Here is a 16002-nt window from a genome sequence, read left to right as displayed (position 1 = left end):
GCATCGGACTTTCAAATTGAACCATCTCTGATGCTCTATCTTCTTGAAAACGCATCAGATTACTCCCAAAAGTGGGAGCCACTTTTGGGTCTGATGCTCTAGAGCCCCATGGTAGCAGAATCGGGAGCATCGGATTGTCTTGAAGGCGGAAACCGCCTTTGGCTCCGTTGCTCGGGTTGGAGCCCATGCGAAACGCGGTCTGTCTCGAAACCTTCCGCCACCGGCGCGTGACCGAGTTCCGCCCACCGGCGCGCACCGCCATTGCGCTGGTTGCGGCCGCGCTCGTTTTTTTCGGCCTGATCGCCCTTGCGCTTGCCATCGATTTTCCGCCGCTCACGGGGCGGGTGGTCGATGACGCCAATATCATTCCCCCCGCGACACGTGCCTCGATCGAGACCAAGCTCCAGACGCTGGAAGACAAATCGGGCATTCAATTCGTCGTCGCGACGGTGAAATCTCTACAGGGCCAGGAGATCGAGGATTATACTAATCTCCTGTTCCGCCACTGGCAGCTCGGCGAAAAGACCAAGAACAATGGTGTTCTCCTGCTGGTCGCGCCGAACGAGCGACGCGTCCGGATCGAGCCGGGCTATGGTCTCGAGGGCACTTTAACCGACGCGCTCTCGCGGATCGTCATCGCCAATGCCATGGCGCCGCGTTTCAAGGCCGGTGATTTCGGCGGCGGCATCGAGCGTGGTGTCGACGATACAATCGCCATTCTTTCGACCGATGCGTCGGAATGGCAGAAACGCCCCGATCTGCGAACGGCCCGCAATGATACGCCGGTCGATGAAGCGACGCCCTGGCTCGCCATTCTTTTCTTCATCTTCATTCTCTTCCTGCTCACCCGCTCGGCGAGAGGGGGCAATCTCGCGTCGTTCCTGCTTGGCGTTTTGATGAGCTCCGGGCGCGGCGGGGGTGGTTTTGGGGGCGGAGGTTTCGGCGGCGGCGGAGGGTTTGGTGGCGGTGGTGGCGGCTTTTCCGGTGGGGGTGGCTCTTCAGGCGGCGGCGGCGCTTCGGGAAGCTGGTAGGAACGGTTTAAGGACAAAAAGATGGAACTGAGCGAGGCGGATCAGGACCGAATCAGCGCGGCCATCAAGGCGGCGGAACGGAAGACGAGCGGCGAAATCGTCTGCGTCCTGGCTCGGTCGTCTTCCGATTACATGCTGTACCCTGTCGCCTGGGCCGTGGTTCTTGCTCTGGTTTCGCCCTGGCTGCTCCTGGCCTTCACTCAATTTCCGGTGCAGCGGATTCTCCTCATTCAACTGGCTCTCTTCATCGTTTCCTTTCTGTTGCTCAGCGCACCGTCCTTGCGCGCTATCCTGGTGCCGCGTGGGGTGCGGCGCACCGAGGCGCATCGCGCCGCCATGGAGCAATTCATGATCCGTGGCCTTCATCGCACGGAGAACCGGGCGGCGGTTTTGATCTTCGTGTCGCTCGCCGAACATTATGCTCGCATCGTCGCCGATGATGGCATTGCCTCAAAGGTCGATCAGAAAATCTGGCAAGGCGCGGTGGATGCCGTTCTGGCAGGGGCGCGGTCCGACCGGCTTGCGGATGGTTTCGTCGAAGCCATCGAGCAATGCGGAGCGGTGCAGGCGGTGCATTTTCCGCCACACGTGCAACAGGACGTCTTGCCGAACCGGATTTTCGTGATTTAGGGTCGAAAGGACATAACCCTGTCGAGCCGGACAAAGCCGATCCGAGTTTAATATGCATTCTTATTGGGCTGTGCTCCTCATCCTCGTGCTGATCGGCCTGCCCTTGCCCCTTGCCGCGCAAACGGCCGACAGGAGTGCTCAGGATGATGCGCAAGCGGCGCGGATCGATGCCCTTTTGGCCACGCCAGGGTCGAGAAATTCCCCTCTTGAAAATTTGATCGCGACCGCTCCGGAGTTGGAGAGGCCGCTGCGGACCCCCCGCTTCACGTTCAATTCCTTGTCTCCCTTTGCGTTTAATTCCAATGCTGAATTGGCGAGACACGGGGGAACATCGACGCTGGAACTCAGCCCCACCCAGAATCTCTCCTGGGCAACGCCTGTGTTCGATCTGCCTCTGCGTCTGTCTTTGAATGCGCGTATGGAAACCGACCGATTCGCGTCATCGAGGGGAGCCGATCTCGATAAGGCTGTCGGTACGGTCCGGCTCCAATATATTAATCCGAATGATGATCAGGGTTTCGCGCCTTATTTCGTTTATGCGCCAAGAGCGGATTTTTTACCGACATTCGAGGATCGATTGGCGATCCGTCATGATTTGAATGTGGGGTTCAATCAGAGATTCAATTTTGATGAACACATGCAAAGGATCACGCCGACCCGCAACACCAGTGCATCGGCGGTCTGGTCTCTCGGATTGACAATGTTCGGTCAGCGCAGGTTTAGAACTCCGGCGCCGGCATCCTCGGCTTTTTTCATCATCCCTTCGGCGTCCTATGTCATTTCGGAAGAATGGAATGCCAGTCTGGCCGTCCAGATGCTGGGACGATGGTTCGATGCCGATGCGATGGGGTTCTCGCGTCGCGATTTTGAAGTGGAGCCCATCGGCACGCTTGAATATACCGTTCCGGCCTGGGTATTCGGCTCGCCGGAAACAGCGGCGTTTTTTGGAAGTCCCGCCCTCGATCTGCAAGGATCCTTTGTGCGAAACATCTCGAATCTGGCCGCTCGCAACTACACCCAATGGACGGGAAGCCTTGTCATCAAAACCGCCTGGCGGTTTTGATGAATAATGATCGGAGCATCTGATCTTTCTCGTTCCAAGGGGGCCGGTCAGGACCGGCGCAGAACTATCCTGCCCTCGATTTGCGGCGCTACTTGCCCCTTTAAGGCGAGATAATCCCCGACATCCTGGGCGATGAGACGGTTCCCGGAATCCGTGGTGATATCGGCGCGGCCCGCCAGCATGAGATAACCATCGCCGCCCCGCGCCAGATAATCATTGGTGGCGAGCTGATAGATGCGCTCCGGTGCAAGGGGGTCTCCGTTGATGCGGACCTGTTGCACGCGGGAACCCGGCGGACGCGTGAGATCGGCCTCGACGATGAGGCCAGAGACGTGTGGGAAACGCCCACTTGGATGTTCGGCGCGCGAAAGCCCGTTTTCGAGCGCGAGCAGCAGTCTTTTTCCCTCGATCGGCAGGACCAAAGTTTTGTTATCGAAGGGGAGTTCGGCCAGAATATCCTTGCGGGTCAGCATGCTGTCCACCGGATAGAGGCGATTGCCGCGTATGCCGCCGCCATTGATCAGCGCGGCTTCCGCGCCGGTCCGTTGCCGGATCGCATCGGCAAACAAATTGCCGATCGTGCATTCCTCGCCGCGCACGATCTGCGTGCGGCTGTCGAGCGGGGATTGCGTACGGGCGAGATCCGCGGCAAGGGTCGCGGCCAGGTTGGCGAGGAGGTGTTGGACCTTTCCCTCCATATCCGTATCGGGTTGGGTCTGGCGTGTATCGGCCACATGGAAATTCGGCCACCAGCCGAGTCCGGTCGCGTTCTTGGTAAGGTCGAGATCGACGCTCAGCACATAATTGGCATCCTGTGCCGATTCCATGAAGGCGGTGCGGCCATCGAAGTCGATGTGCAGGTCGTGATTATGGCCGCAGAGAATCAGGTCCGGTCCCTTCATGTCCATAAGAGCGCGGCCGGTGGCCCTGTCCGCATGAACGATGGCGGCGACGAAATCGGCGCCTTGGGCGCGCGCTTTACGCGTCTCGTCGGCGATTGTCGCGAGCGTCGGGCTGAAGAGCAAAGCGCCTGACTGCGAGACGGTTGGCGTTGCCTCGTAAGCCGCGCCAATCAAAGCGATGCGCATCCCCTCAAGGGTAATAGTCAGGGCATTTTCATGGCCCGGCAGGGCTGATCCATCGGCTTCCCGCAGATTGGCGGCCAGAACTGGAAAATGCGCCTCCTGCATGCGCTGGCGATAGGTATCAGGGCCGAAATCGAATTCATGATTGCCGGGCACAAAAGCGTCGAAACCGATTTCATTGAGGAGCGTGATCATATGCGCGCCGTGATCGAGACTCGATAACAGGCTCGGCGACAGCGCATCGCCTGCATGGACGCAGATGAGTTTTGCGCCTCGGGCGGCGGCGCGCGCGCGTTCGGCTTTGACCACGCTCGTGAGACGAGCGAAGCCGCCGCGTCCTTGCGCATCGGCATCGATCCGGTAAAGATCGTTGACGAGCAGGAACGTCAGCGCCGTAACATGATCCGCCGCCTTGCTGGCATGGGCGAAGAGGCTGGTGCCGGCCGCAAGGCCGGAGAGGAGGGTCTGGCGGCGGGTCAGATGGATCATCGAGGCACCTGGGGCTAAGCACTTTGGGGTTAAGCGCTTGGGGCTAAACAGCTGCGCGGGTTCTCGTTCTCGTCTTTAGCCCAGTCCAGGCCGTCTTGAAAGGACCCCCAAACCCGCCTGAAGGGACTTGAAGAAAAGCTTTCCAGCGCGTGGGGACATTCTTTATGACCTTTGGTTCCTTTCTTGAATTTTCGCTTTTTCAAAGCGAGAGCGAAAATTCAAGAGCGGGCCAACGGTCATTTATTATGACCGTTGGTATAAGGAGACGCTTATGAAGGATGAGGTCCGACTCGACGATTTTCCGTTGCATGCATCGGACAAGATCCGCTTTGGAGATACAGACAGCCTCGGTCACATCAACAATGCTGTATTCGCCACATTTCTCGAAACCGGCCGAGCCGAAATCCTTTGCGATCCTCGAGCACCGCTCGCGGCGCCTGGCACTGTTTTCGTCCTCGCCCGTCTCGTCCTCGACTTTCGGGCCGAGATCACATGGCCGGGCGAGATCCTGATCGGCACGCGGATCGCCGGGGTCGGCCGGAGTTCGATCCGGCTTGAACAGGCTTTGTTTCAGAACGAACGATGCGTCGCCACCAGCGAGACCGTCATTGTGCTGATGGATGAAATGACCCGTCGCTCCACGCCCTTGGCCTCGACAACGGTCGAATGGCTGGCGTCCCTTCTGCCCCAATCGACGGCCTCATAAGCGGGAATTGAGTGTGAGTATGAAACCCCTTGCCGCTTCTACGACGAAAGCGCGTCTGACGGACCGAATCGGTGTTCTGCTTGTCAATCTCGGAACGCCGGATGCGACCGATTACTGGTCCATGCGCCGTTATCTCCGCGAATTCCTGTCCGACCGCCGGGTGGTCGAACTGCCGCGCTGGGTCTGGTGGCCAATCCTGCATGGGATTATCCTCACCACGCGCCCGCATCGGAGCGGACGCCGCTATGCCGGGATCTGGGACAAGGAGCGTAACGAGAGCCCGCTCAAAACCATCACCCGCGCGCAAGGGGAACTCCTGGCTCGTTCGATTGGCGCCTCATCCGCGCCAGGGGACGGAAAAGCGCAAGATATCGTGATTGATTTCGCGATGCGATATGGCAATCCTTCGATCGCTTCGGGTCTCGATCGCCTGTTGCAACAGAATTGCGGCCGCATTCTTGTCGTGCCGCTCTATCCGCAATATGCAGCGGCGACCACGGCGAGCGTCGCGGATAAGGTTTTCGAGATTTTGCGGGCGCGGCGCTGGCAGCCGGCCTTGCGGATTGCACCCCCCTATTATGCCGAGCCCTTCTATATAGAAGCCTTGGCGCGTTCCGTGCGGCGCGGTCTCGCCGGGCTTGATTTCGAGCCGGACGCGATCCTTTTGTCTTTTCACGGCATTCCGAAATCCTCCGTCGACAAGGGCGATCCCTATTATGAGCATTGCCTGATCACGGCGGATTTGTTGCGGCAAGCCCTGGGTCTCGACGAGGCGCATTGCGTGACGACTTTTCAATCCCGCTTCGGCCGCGCCGAATGGATCGGACCCGCGACCGATGCGACGGTGAAAGCTTTGGCCGCGCGAGGTGTCAAAAAACTGGCTGTCGTCATGCCAGGTTTTGCCGCCGATTGCCTGGAAACAATCGAGGAAGTGGGCGGGGAGATCCGCGCCTTATTCCTGGGCGCGGGGGGCGAGGATTATGCCGCGCTCCCCTGCCTCAACGCGAGCGAGGAGGGCATGGAGGTTATTGCCCGGCTGGTTCGGCGTGAATTGCAAGGCTGGCTGACCTCAACAGATTAGTCACGTCCCGCGATTGCCAGCACGCTGGCGTCCCTCGCTCACCCAGGTCAGGATGAACGCGCTCAACAGCACGGCAAGCCCGAGGAAGCCAATGGCCAAAGGCGCGATGCCGATACCTTTCACTTCGCTCGAACCCGTTCGTTTCACCGCCGTATAATCACTGCCGCCATAGACCAGGCCTTCGCGCATCGAGATGACGCGCGGCAAGCTGATTTGGCCCTCCCCGCCAGCACCAATGCGGCGCACCGTGCCACCCGTCGCGGTGACGATCGGCGCGAGCTTTTCGGTTGTCGAAATGACGTCCTGGAACTCGCGCGGATTTTCCGGGCCGACATTGGCGAGGATCGACAAAGTGCCGTCCGTTATCCGGTAGAGACCCAGTTCCTCGGTGCGCAGGCTTGCCCGCGAAAGGCCGGGCGTGGCGGGCGTCAAGGGCAGGATCACCTGTTTGCCGGATGGCATGGTGACGGTGACGTTCGCACCTTTGTCCTTGGGGAGGTCCTTGAGACTCTGGCGTTCGATTTGGAGCGAACCGCCCTGGACCGAGGCCCGCAAAGCCTCTTCCTCAAGTTCCGGTTCCTTCATCAGCCAATGGGCGAGGCGGCGCAACAGATCCTGATAGGGACCACCGCCCTCGTAGCCGCGCGCCCAAAGCCACATTTGATCACTGAGGAGAAGGCCCACCCTCCCCTTCCCTTCGCGTGAGAGAACGAGCAGCGGTTTATGATTGGCTCCCGACAGGACATTGGTCCCCCGGGTGACTTCCGCATTGATCTGGCGGAACCAGGGGCTCCAATCGGCAGGGCGGGGATTTTTAGATCCCTTGTCTTGGTTTTTACCTTGGTCTTGCTTTTTGTCCTGTTGCGCGATCTGCTCGGGGGCAGGCGCGCCGGGCAGGTCGCGCGTGACCGGATGTCTCTCGCCGATGGCGCTGATTGCAGCACGGAACGGCCGTTCGGTGACGTCGCCGTCAGGCCGCGCAGGGGTGATGCGTCCGAGCGGAGAGTAATAGAGCCCTTCTGGCCGTGCGAAATCAGGCCCCGCCGCGATCAACAGGGCGCCGCCGTCACGCACATAGCGCACAATATTGTCGAGATAGACCGTCGGCAGCACGCTCTGATTCGAATAGCGGTCGAAGACGATCAGATCGAAATCATTGATCTTGCGGCCGAACAGATCACTGGTCGGGAAGGCGATCAGGGACAGTTCGTTGATCGGCGTCCCATCCTGCTTGTCCGGCGGGCGCAGGATGGTGAAATGGACGAGATCCACATTGGCATCGGATTTCAGGAGATTGCGCCACATGCGCTCGCCCGCGTGCGGCTCGCCCGAGACAAGCAGGACCTTCAGCTTGTCGCGCACGCCCTCGATCGTCAGCACCGCCTTATTGTTGATGGTGGTCAATTCATCGGGCAGGGCATCGACCTCGAGCTCCACCACATTCGGGCCGCCATGTTCGATGCGGACCGGCACCTGGAGCTTTTCGCCGGGGCGCGCACGCAGGGTCGCTACGGGATCGCCGTCGCGCCGCACCCGCAGCACCACGGGGTCGTGGCCTTGCGGCGTGTCGATCACTTTGACCTCGATCGTCTGATCCTTGCCGACAAGGCCGAAGCGGGGCGCCTCGACCAATTCCACGCGGCGGTCGCGTTCGCCCTCATGGCCGGTGATCAAGGCATGCAGGGGGGCCTTGAAGCCGAGCGTCGCCGGGTCGGAGGGAATGTCATGGACGATGCCATCGGTGATCATGAAAACCGCACCGATGCGCTCGGCGGGCACATCGACGAGACCTGCGTTGAGCGCTGCAAACAGGCGCGTGCCATCATTATTGTCGTCTTGGCCGCCCACATGGTCCCCGGCCTCGATGAAACGGGTCTCGATATTGCCGAGACTGTTCAATCGCTGCGCCAGTGCAACACGCGCGGCATCCGTCTGGGCCATTCTTTCGCCAAGCGTCTGGCTGCCGCTGCGATCGACGACCACCGCCACGACATCCTTCAGGCTTTCCCGGTCCTCTCGCACCAGGGAGGGATCGCATAAAGCGAGGAGCACGAGCGCAAGGCCGAGGCCGCGCAGAAAGGCGCCGCGTCGGCGCGCGGCAAGCCAAAGACCAAACACCGCCAAGGCCAGCACGGCGCTCAGGGCGAGCACGGGCCAAGGCAGGAGCGGCGTAAAGGAGAGGTTGAGATCGCTCATGGACGCATCAATGGATATGAATGGTCAGCAAGAATGACCCTTTTTGATATGGTCAGGATCGCGGGTTCTAGAAGCCATGCTAGGCGAGTTGGCAAGCGGGCACAAACCTCTTCTCCCCTTCTGCTTCGCCGGGATCTTGATCCAAGGGTTGTGAGTCAATCGAGCGCTTCGATGGCTGGCTGCATCGTTCCGAGAAGGCTCACAATGAAAAGAATCACAAAGCCCAAGATCTGCTCCCCTATGACATGACGACGGAGTCTTTTGAGCCAGAGGATCCTCGCCTCACTTTCGCGTGTCTGAAGCAGGGAAGGGAGTAACCAGAAACGGTTCAAAACCGCGAGCGTCAATGTTGCGCCAAAGAAGCCCAATTTCACCAGCAAAAGCTGGCCATAATGGGTCCCAACCAGGCGCGATAAGGAGCCGACCAGGAACCAGCTATTGACCAGGCCTGACGCGACGAGCAGCGAAACCGCCCCGTAGCCCATGCCTGAAAACCGCAGGAGGATGTCCTCAATATCAACGCCGTGGGTTTTTTCATGCGACGTCTCAACGGCCGAAATTTCCGTGGTCAAAGCAAATCCGAGTGGCAAAAGCCCTCCAAGCCAGGCGCCGGCGGCGAGAAGATGCACGCCATTGGCGCCCCAATGGATAGAACTCGCTATTCCGTCATCGGCTTGTGCATGACCCACCGCCGTCAAAGTCACGAGCAAAATTGCGGAGAGGACAGCGGCCGCTGCCTCACGATGCGAACTCTCCGGGGGAACGAAAGGCGTTCGGATCACCCCCAGAAGGAGGATGGCCATCACCATGCGCGCCAGCCAGACACCGCCATAATCCATATCGGTGAAGACGGACCATAAAATGTCTTGATCGAAAATCCCGGCCGGGGTGCCACTCATGGTGGCGATTGTGCAGACAAACAATAAAATCCCGCTCACAAGCACGGCGATCGCGGCAGCAAAACGGGTCGTATCAAAAAAGCGAAGCAGAAATTTCGGCCCTTGACCCTTTGGCGTGGCATAGAAGGGAAACAGCGACGCCCCAAAGAGCACGATCGAGGCTGTATAATGCAACAGACGAGAAGCGATGAGGGCCGCTTCGAGCATCACTGTTCAATCGTAAAGGAAAAATGCCCGTGGGCGAGGTGCGTGTCCGCGCCGACGGCGTGCCATTCGACCTCATAACGTCCAGGCGGCAAAGACGTGTGAAGCGGAATGATGAGATGCGTCTTGTCGTCGGCATCGATCACAGGCGTATCGGTCGCAATCACCTGTCCGGTTGAATCCTTGAGGTCGATTCCCGATAATTTTGCGACGACCTTTTCCGTGAAGCTCAGATGGATCTCCTTGGGAGAGTCCTTTGTGATTCCATCAACCGCGGGCACAGCGGTCTTGAGAGCAGGATGGGCATAGGCAACCGTGCCAAAGAGGCCAGCGAGGATGCACAGCAAGGCTTTTGTTGCCATTCGCACCATTGCATCATCTCCCGCTGACTTGAAAAGAGAGTGCTTAAAAAGAGAGTGAAGGAAGTTCGTTGCTCATCCCGGCTATCAACTTCTCTCACTGAAGCGTTCGAAACAAGCTTCAACGCGATTCCCAAAAATCCGGCCAGGCTTGAGCGAGTCGGCCGCCAATCCGCACCGGCGCGATGCGTGTTGCAAGCCCTTGCGCATCGGTCTCGACGGCAACGCCGCAGAGAGTGGCTGAACCGCCCGCCGGCTCCATGCGGGAGCCGGGCAGCTTGGTCGCGAAACGGCGCATCGGCTCGGCCTTGTCCATGCCGATGACGGAATCATAATCGCCCGTCATGCCGGCATCCGTCAAATAGGCTGTGCCATGCGGCAGGATCTGATGGTCGGCGGTGGGCACATGCGTATGCGTGCCGACGACCAGGGAGACCCGGCCATCGACCGAATGGGCGAAGGCCTGTTTCTCGCTCGTGGCCTCGGCGTGAAAATCGATGATCGCCGCATCGCAGACCATGCCCAAGGGGCAGGCGGAGAGTTCCCGCTCGATCGCGGCAAAGGGATCATCGAGTGCATCCATGAAGATGCGGCCGAGGAGATTGACGACCAGCACCCTCTGGCCCTTGTCGGTCTCGATGAGATTGGCGCCACCGCCGGGCGTGCCGCTTGGATAGTTCAACGGCCGGATCAGGCGCGGTTGTCGGGTGATGAAGACGAGAGCCTCGCGCTGATCGAAAGCATGATTGCCAAGCGTGATGCAATCGGCACCAGCATCGAGGAAATCGGTGCAGATGCCCTCTGTGATGCCGAAACCGCCGGCGGCATTCTCGCCATTAATCACAACGCAATCGAGCGCCCAGGCCGCCTTGAGCTTGGGGAGTTCCTGGAGAATGGCGGCGCGGCCGGCGCGGCCGACGACATCACCGATGAAGAGAAGACGCATGGTGGATCCAGATGGCGGGATCGGAGGCGATTCCGTTTGCTTGTTCGGGACTTTAATCCGTGAAGGGGCGCGAGGATAGGCAAGCGATCAAACCCTGCTCGGTCAGGAGATAATCGAGTTTCTGGTCATGGGCTTCCGCCGGTACCGCCTCGAAAATCTGGCAGGAGAAGGCGATGCCTATGGCACAAATAGGTCGCTGGGACCGCAAGGCGGCGAGGGTCAAATCATAAAAGCCCGCGCCATAACCGATTCTGTTGCCGGCCCGATCGGCGGCGGCGAGCGGCACGAAGAGGAGATCGGGAAAAACCTCGGGCGCTGTCGCGGGCGGCTCGGTGATGCCCATTTTGCCCTTGGCAACAGGGTCGCCCGGGCGCCAGAGGCGAAAGGTGAGGGGGGTGCCGCGCTTGCCGGTGACAGGCAGGGCCGTGGCAAAACCCGCCTGAGCGAGCATCTGCAGCAAGGGGGAGGTCGCGACCTCGTCGCCGATCGCGGCATAGGCGCCGATGATTTCGGCCCGATGGTCTTTGGCGAGTTGCGGGCCTGTTTCAGCAAGCACGGCCGCGAAAGCCCGCGCGGTTTCGGCCGGAACAATTGCACGCCGGGCGAGCGCCATAGCGCGTAAATCCGCTTTGGCGGGCAAAACACTCATGCAAGACCGCAAAGAAAAAGAGACGGGCCACGATGGCCGTGGGATATCGATCCCGGGAACCTACTAAGTAGGTGGGCGCCGTGTGGTCGAGCCCACGGGCAAGACCAGGGACAGCTCCCTTTGAGATCGATAAGGCCCCGGGAATACAGATCCAACACGCACCCCGCAGCACCGCTTCGCCAATGTAGGTGAGGTTTTGCGAAATTGCCAGTCTTGTTCAGGGCCAGACGCGGTTTCTTCTTCAGCCCGGTTGGCGCACGGCCTCGGGACTGGTTGTGCTGGCTCGGGGAAGGGCTTCGTTCGTGGCCGCGCCGTCGGGACGTTCGGCGGCATTGAGCTTTGTCGCCACGCGCTCGATCCGTTCGGCAAGGCCGTTGAGCGAATGGGCCAGATGATCGGTCCATTCCGCCTCGCCACGCGTTTGCGCCGCGACCCGTGCTTCGGCGAGGGCATGTTCGGCCGCAAGATCGGCCAGTTTGCGTTGCGCCTCGAGCAATTCGTCAGCGAGTGTGATCGCCGCCATGACCGTCAGGCGTTGGTCGCCGATTTCGCCGAATGTACCGCGTAACTGGTCGATCTTGTCGTCGACCTGACGGGCCAAGCCTCGCAAATGGGTTTCTTCCCCCTCGCCGCAGGCAATTCGATAGACTCGGCCAGCGATTGTTACCGACACTTGCGCCATTGGGGCTTTACTCCGTGGACCTTATACCAAAGGTCGTGAAGAACGGCCTTTGGTTCCTTTCTTGAATTTTCGCTTTTTCAAAGCGAGAGCGAAAATTCAAGAGCGGTCCAACGGTCATTCATTATGACCGTTGGTATTACGCGTGGATTTTACACTCGCTCGGGCGGCGTGGCGCCGCCGGGCGCCACGAGGCGCTCGGATGGCGAGGTGTCTGCATGCGCAGCCTCGCCATGCGAAGCCGCAACCTGCAAAGTCTCAACCTGCAAAGCCTCAAGGGTCGGCGTTTCGACGGAGGACATCTCATCGGACGAAATGACCGTGGCTTCCGTCCGGGCGAGAATCGTCTGCAATGAAGTCCCGACGCTTTGCAAGCGTTGCGAGACCTCCGCCTGGGCATTGGCGAGCGCTTCGTTGCGTGCAAGTGCTTGATCGAGCTCGACCGCCAGGCGGGAGCGATCGTCTTGCATCAGGCGTAATTCGGCGGCTATATCGCCGCGCGCTTGATCCTGCCGCAACCGCCGCTCGCTTGCCGCCTCCAGGCGGTCCAGGATGGCCTCGATCCGTTTCAAACTTTCGGCAAGTTCTTCCGATAGGTGCATGAGGCCGGTTGTCCTTCGTGTCCGATTGATTCCAAAAGGGCGCGTGCTCGGGGGCGTCACGATTCTAGAGCGATATGTGTTCAGGGGGAATCACCCGAACTCATGAATGTGCTCTTGATCACCGTACCGGACTCGCGACCTCAACTCTCGTCCAAGCTAAAGGACGGTTTGGGCGATATCGGGGCCTGCCGCGCCATGCTCTTCAATGTTCTTTTCGGATGAGCTTTTTGGACGGTCTTTCCCGGATCATGTGATGGTCTTTGCGGCAAGGGAGGGAGACGCGGCGGACCCTAAAGGCTGCTCCCCCAATCGACATAAGATCACGAACTATTCTGAAAGAGATCACTTTTAGGTGGGATATTCAAGGAGGACTCCCGATCGGCGCAGGTTTTGGCACGACCGGCTGCTCATGAGACCTTGCGTCACGTTGACAGTAAAATCCACCAATGAAATGGAACCAATAGGGTATTGATGTCGATTTCGATCATGCCTTGGCGATGCATGTCCCGGCAATGAGGGATTTTGCTCCGCAAGGGTCTGCCAGCGGGAGAATTTTCTCGCTCGCGCTTTGGGAAACGGCTCTGTATAAGATGTAAACGCCGCCCGGTTCCCAGGAGAATTCTGAATATTTCATTTGTTCTGAATAATTAAAAAGCCTCATTTGTTCAGGATAGTTTCAGCTTCCTCGGATTGACGTAAAGGTCGAAGGCCGTGTGGTCGGCCTGAGAATGACATTTTATCGTAATATACGATAAGACTTGTTGTGAAACGTGTAGAATTTCTCGTCAAATGCTTGACGACTTGCTTGCGGGCACGTCATAAAAAGCAAAATGCGGCTCGCAATGGGCCGGTTCTTGTGGAAAGGAGCTTATCGGATGGCGGTTAAAGTCGCGATCAATGGATTCGGTCGCATCGGGCGGAATGTCTTGCGGGCCATTGCCGAATCCGGTCGTAAAGACATCGAAGTTGTCGCCATCAATGATCTCGGCCCCGTCGAAACCAACGCCCATCTGCTGCGCTTCGATTCCGTGCATGGCCGTTTTCCGGGCGAGGTCAAGGTCGATGGCGATACGATCGATATCGGTTTCGGGCCGATCAAGGTCACGGCGGTTCGTGATCCGCATGAATTGCCGCATGCCGCGCTGGGGATTGATGTTGCCCTCGAATGTACCGGCATTTTCACCGCCCGCGACAAGGCGGCCGCGCATTTGAAGGCAGGCGCCAAGCGCGTGCTGGTTTCGGCCCCCGCCGACAATGCCGATCTCACCGTGGTCTATGGCGTCAATCACGACAAGCTGACCAAGGATCACCTCGTCGTTTCCAACGCCTCCTGCACCACCAATTGCCTCGCGCCCGTCGCCAAGGTTCTGAATGAGGCGGTCGGCATCGAGCACGGCTTCATGACCACCGTGCATTCCTATACGGGCGATCAGCCGACGCTCGACACGATGCATAAGGACCTTTACCGCGCCCGCGCCGCTGCTTTGTCGATGATTCCCACCACGACCGGTGCCGCCAAGGCTGTCGGGCTCGTCTTGCCGGAACTCAATGGCAAGCTCGCCGGCTCGTCTGTCCGCGTTCCGACCCCCAATGTTTCTGTCGTCGATTTCACCTTCGTCGCCAAACGGCCGACCACGGCGGAAGAGATCAATGCCGCGATAAAACAGGCCGCCACCCAGCATTTGAAGGGCATTCTTGGCTTCACCGAAAGCCCTAATGTCTCAATCGATTTCAACCATGATCCGCATTCCTCGGTCTTCCATATGGATCAGACCAAGGTTCTGGAAGGCACCTTCGTGCGTATCCTCTCCTGGTATGACAACGAATGGGGCTTTTCCAACCGGATGAGTGATACCGCTGTCGCAATCGGGAAGCTTATATGACCAGAACCGTGCCAGCCTCGCCTTTCCCCACCCTCGACGATGTCGTCGTCACCGGCAAGCGCGTCCTCGTGCGGGTCGATCTCAACGTTCCGATGGATAATGGCATCATCACCGATGCCACGCGCATCGACCGTATCCTGCCCAATATCAAGGAAATCTCGCAGAAGGGCGGCAAGGTCATCCTGTTGTCCCATCTCGGCCGGCCGAAGAATGGGCCGGAGGCCAAAACGTCGCTGAAACCGGTTGCCGTGGAGCTCGAACGGCACCTTGGCCGCTATGTCGCCTTCGCCTCTGATTGCGTCGGCGATGTCGCCAAAAGCGCTGCCTCCGCCCTCAAGGAGGGGGATATCCTGCTCCTCGAAAATACGCGTTTCCACCCGCAGGAAACCAAGAACGACCCGGCTTTTGTTGATGCGCTCGCTGAACTCGGCGATATTTATGTCAATGATGCCTTTTCGACCGCGCATCGTGCACATGCGACAACGGAAGGTCTGGCGCATAAACTGCCCGCTTATGCTGGCCGCACCATGCAGCTGGAGCTCGACATGTTGACCAGCATGCTGGCGCATCCGGAACGGCCGCTCGCGGCCATCGTCGGTGGGGCCAAGGTTTCGACTAAGCTTGAATTGCTCGGCAATCTCATGCGCCGCGTCGAATATTTGTTCATCGGCGGCGGCATGGCCAATACATTCCTGGCCGCCAGCGGCAAGCCGATCGGCAAATCACTTTGCGAGATGGATCTTGCCGATGTCGCACGCAAGATCATGGCCGATGCCGAGGCGGCGCATTGCCAGCTTGTCCTGCCGGTCGATGCGATCGTCGCCCCCAAGCTGGAGGCCAATATTCCGACCCGGGCCATCGATATCGATGCCATTACCGAAAACGAGATGATCCTCGACATCGGCCCGCGCTCGATTTCGAAAATCGTCACCCTGCTGGGCTCCGCCCGCACCCTGGTCTGGAACGGCCCGGTCGGTGCCTTCGAAGTGCCGCCCTTCCATGTTGGCACGATGGCGATCGCCAAAGTGGCTGCCCAGCTCACCAAGGTTTCGGCGCTGGAAACCATTGCCGGCGGTGGCGATACGATCGCCGCCCTGAACCAGGCCGGCGCCTATGACGATTTCACCTATGTCTCGACAGCCGGAGGCGCCTTCCTCGAATGGCTCGAAGGCAAGCTTCTGCCGGGCGTCGAGGCCCTGCGCGGCTCGCAGGATTTCACCCTTTAAAAAGAGCCTTCTGATGCAGCCGCATCAGAAGGCTTTCTATTTTGTTTAAATGCGTAACCCTCATCCCCAAAGTTTCCAGCTTTTGGGGTGCGCCCGAGCACATCAAACCCAAAAGGGGCGCCTCTTTTTGGATGATTTGATGTGATCATAAAGGCTTGCAGCACCGCTCCTGAATCCACATTCACACGTGCTGCAAGACATTGCGATAGGGTTCGCGTGTGTCTCAAATTTCAAGTTTCGGTAAATCCGTCAGGATTTGCCGCGCGGCAATGCC

General features: G+C 59.2%; 16 protein-coding genes and 1 other RNA gene. 7 read left to right on the top strand and 10 right to left on the bottom strand.

What is annotated here, in order from left to right; genetic code table 11:
• Positions 1-158 precede the first annotated feature (158 nt).
• The 3 genes from BIND_RS17690 to BIND_RS17680 are packed head-to-tail and all read left to right on the top strand — an operon-like array spanning position 159 to position 2724.
• Complete coding sequence (locus BIND_RS17690; protein WP_012386386.1) at positions 159-1031, top strand: TPM domain-containing protein; 873 nt, start codon at positions 159-161, stop codon at positions 1029-1031.
• Positions 1032-1052: 21 nt separating this feature from the next.
• Positions 1053-1661: a TPM domain-containing protein gene (locus BIND_RS17685; protein ID WP_012386385.1), complete on the top strand. Its 609-nt coding sequence runs from the start codon at positions 1053-1055 to the stop codon at positions 1659-1661.
• 52 nt (positions 1662-1713) lie between these two features.
• Positions 1714-2724, top strand: coding sequence for a hypothetical protein (locus BIND_RS17680; protein ID WP_012386384.1), 1011 nt, complete (start codon positions 1714-1716; stop codon positions 2722-2724).
• A 47-nt stretch (positions 2725-2771) separates the two neighbouring features.
• Here BIND_RS17680 and BIND_RS17675 read toward each other — a convergent pair whose 3' ends face one another.
• Positions 2772-4298, bottom strand: coding sequence for a bifunctional metallophosphatase/5'-nucleotidase (locus BIND_RS17675; RefSeq protein WP_012386383.1), 1527 nt, complete (start codon positions 4296-4298; stop codon positions 2772-2774).
• Positions 4299-4569: 271 nt separating this feature from the next.
• On the opposite strand from BIND_RS17675, the gene BIND_RS17670 reads away from it, so the two are divergent.
• Both BIND_RS17670 and hemH read left to right on the top strand, forming a co-directional pair.
• Positions 4570-5004 (top strand): acyl-CoA thioesterase, encoded by a 435-nt coding sequence (locus tag BIND_RS17670; protein ID WP_012386382.1) that lies wholly within the window; start codon positions 4570-4572, stop codon positions 5002-5004.
• 19 nt (positions 5005-5023) lie between these two features.
• Complete coding sequence (gene hemH / locus BIND_RS17665) at positions 5024-6085, top strand: ferrochelatase (protein ID WP_012386381.1); 1062 nt, start codon at positions 5024-5026, stop codon at positions 6083-6085.
• Here hemH and BIND_RS17660 read toward each other — a convergent pair whose 3' ends face one another.
• From BIND_RS17660 to BIND_RS20895, 8 genes are all read right to left on the bottom strand, one after another.
• A complete protein-coding gene (locus BIND_RS17660) occupies positions 6086-8281 on the bottom strand; it encodes a membrane protein (protein WP_012386380.1) in 2196 nt (731 codons plus the stop codon). It abuts the gene before it with no gap.
• Positions 8282-8436: 155 nt separating this feature from the next.
• A complete protein-coding gene (copD, locus tag BIND_RS17655; RefSeq protein ID WP_012386379.1) occupies positions 8437-9387 on the bottom strand; it encodes a copper homeostasis membrane protein CopD in 951 nt (316 codons plus the stop codon).
• Positions 9387-9755 (bottom strand): copper homeostasis periplasmic binding protein CopC, encoded by a 369-nt coding sequence (gene copC, locus BIND_RS17650; RefSeq protein ID WP_012386378.1) that lies wholly within the window; start codon positions 9753-9755, stop codon positions 9387-9389. Before copC ends, copD begins: the two co-directional genes overlap by 1 nt.
• Before the next feature lie 109 nt (positions 9756-9864).
• Positions 9865-10689, bottom strand: a complete 825-nt coding sequence (locus BIND_RS17645; protein ID WP_012386377.1) for a TIGR00282 family metallophosphoesterase — start codon at positions 10687-10689, stop codon at positions 9865-9867.
• A gap of 52 nt (positions 10690-10741) precedes the next feature.
• Positions 10742-11338, bottom strand: coding sequence for a 5-formyltetrahydrofolate cyclo-ligase (locus BIND_RS17640; RefSeq protein WP_041778210.1), 597 nt, complete (start codon positions 11336-11338; stop codon positions 10742-10744).
• A 20-nt stretch (positions 11339-11358) separates the two neighbouring features.
• Positions 11359-11513: non-coding RNA, 6S RNA (gene ssrS, locus BIND_RS22390), on the bottom strand.
• Between the two features lie 66 nt (positions 11514-11579).
• On the bottom strand, positions 11580-12020 hold the full coding sequence (locus BIND_RS17635; protein WP_012386375.1) for a cell division protein ZapA: 441 nt from the start codon (positions 12018-12020) through the stop codon (positions 11580-11582).
• A 149-nt stretch (positions 12021-12169) separates the two neighbouring features.
• Positions 12170-12619, bottom strand: a complete 450-nt coding sequence (locus tag BIND_RS20895) for a DUF4164 domain-containing protein (protein ID WP_012386374.1) — start codon at positions 12617-12619, stop codon at positions 12170-12172.
• 875 nt (positions 12620-13494) lie between these two features.
• Between BIND_RS20895 and gap the strand changes: the two genes are divergently transcribed.
• Positions 13495-14502, top strand: a complete 1008-nt coding sequence (gene gap / locus BIND_RS17625) for a type I glyceraldehyde-3-phosphate dehydrogenase (RefSeq protein ID WP_012386373.1) — start codon at positions 13495-13497, stop codon at positions 14500-14502.
• Positions 14499-15728, top strand: a complete 1230-nt coding sequence (locus tag BIND_RS17620) for a phosphoglycerate kinase (protein ID WP_012386372.1) — start codon at positions 14499-14501, stop codon at positions 15726-15728. Before gap ends, BIND_RS17620 begins: the two co-directional genes overlap by 4 nt.
• Here BIND_RS17620 and BIND_RS21700 read toward each other — a convergent pair.
• Positions 15725-15892: a hypothetical protein gene (locus tag BIND_RS21700; protein WP_158304402.1), complete on the bottom strand. Its 168-nt coding sequence runs from the start codon at positions 15890-15892 to the stop codon at positions 15725-15727. The genes BIND_RS17620 and BIND_RS21700 overlap by 4 nt on opposite strands.
• Positions 15893-16002 lie beyond the last annotated feature (110 nt).

This window comes from Beijerinckia indica subsp. indica ATCC 9039 (genome assembly GCF_000019845.1).
GTDB classification, from domain to species: Bacteria; Pseudomonadota; Alphaproteobacteria; order Rhizobiales; family Beijerinckiaceae; genus Beijerinckia; species Beijerinckia indica.
Note: the sequence above shows the minus strand (reverse complement) of the source record. Positions and strands in the feature narration are given on the sequence as shown.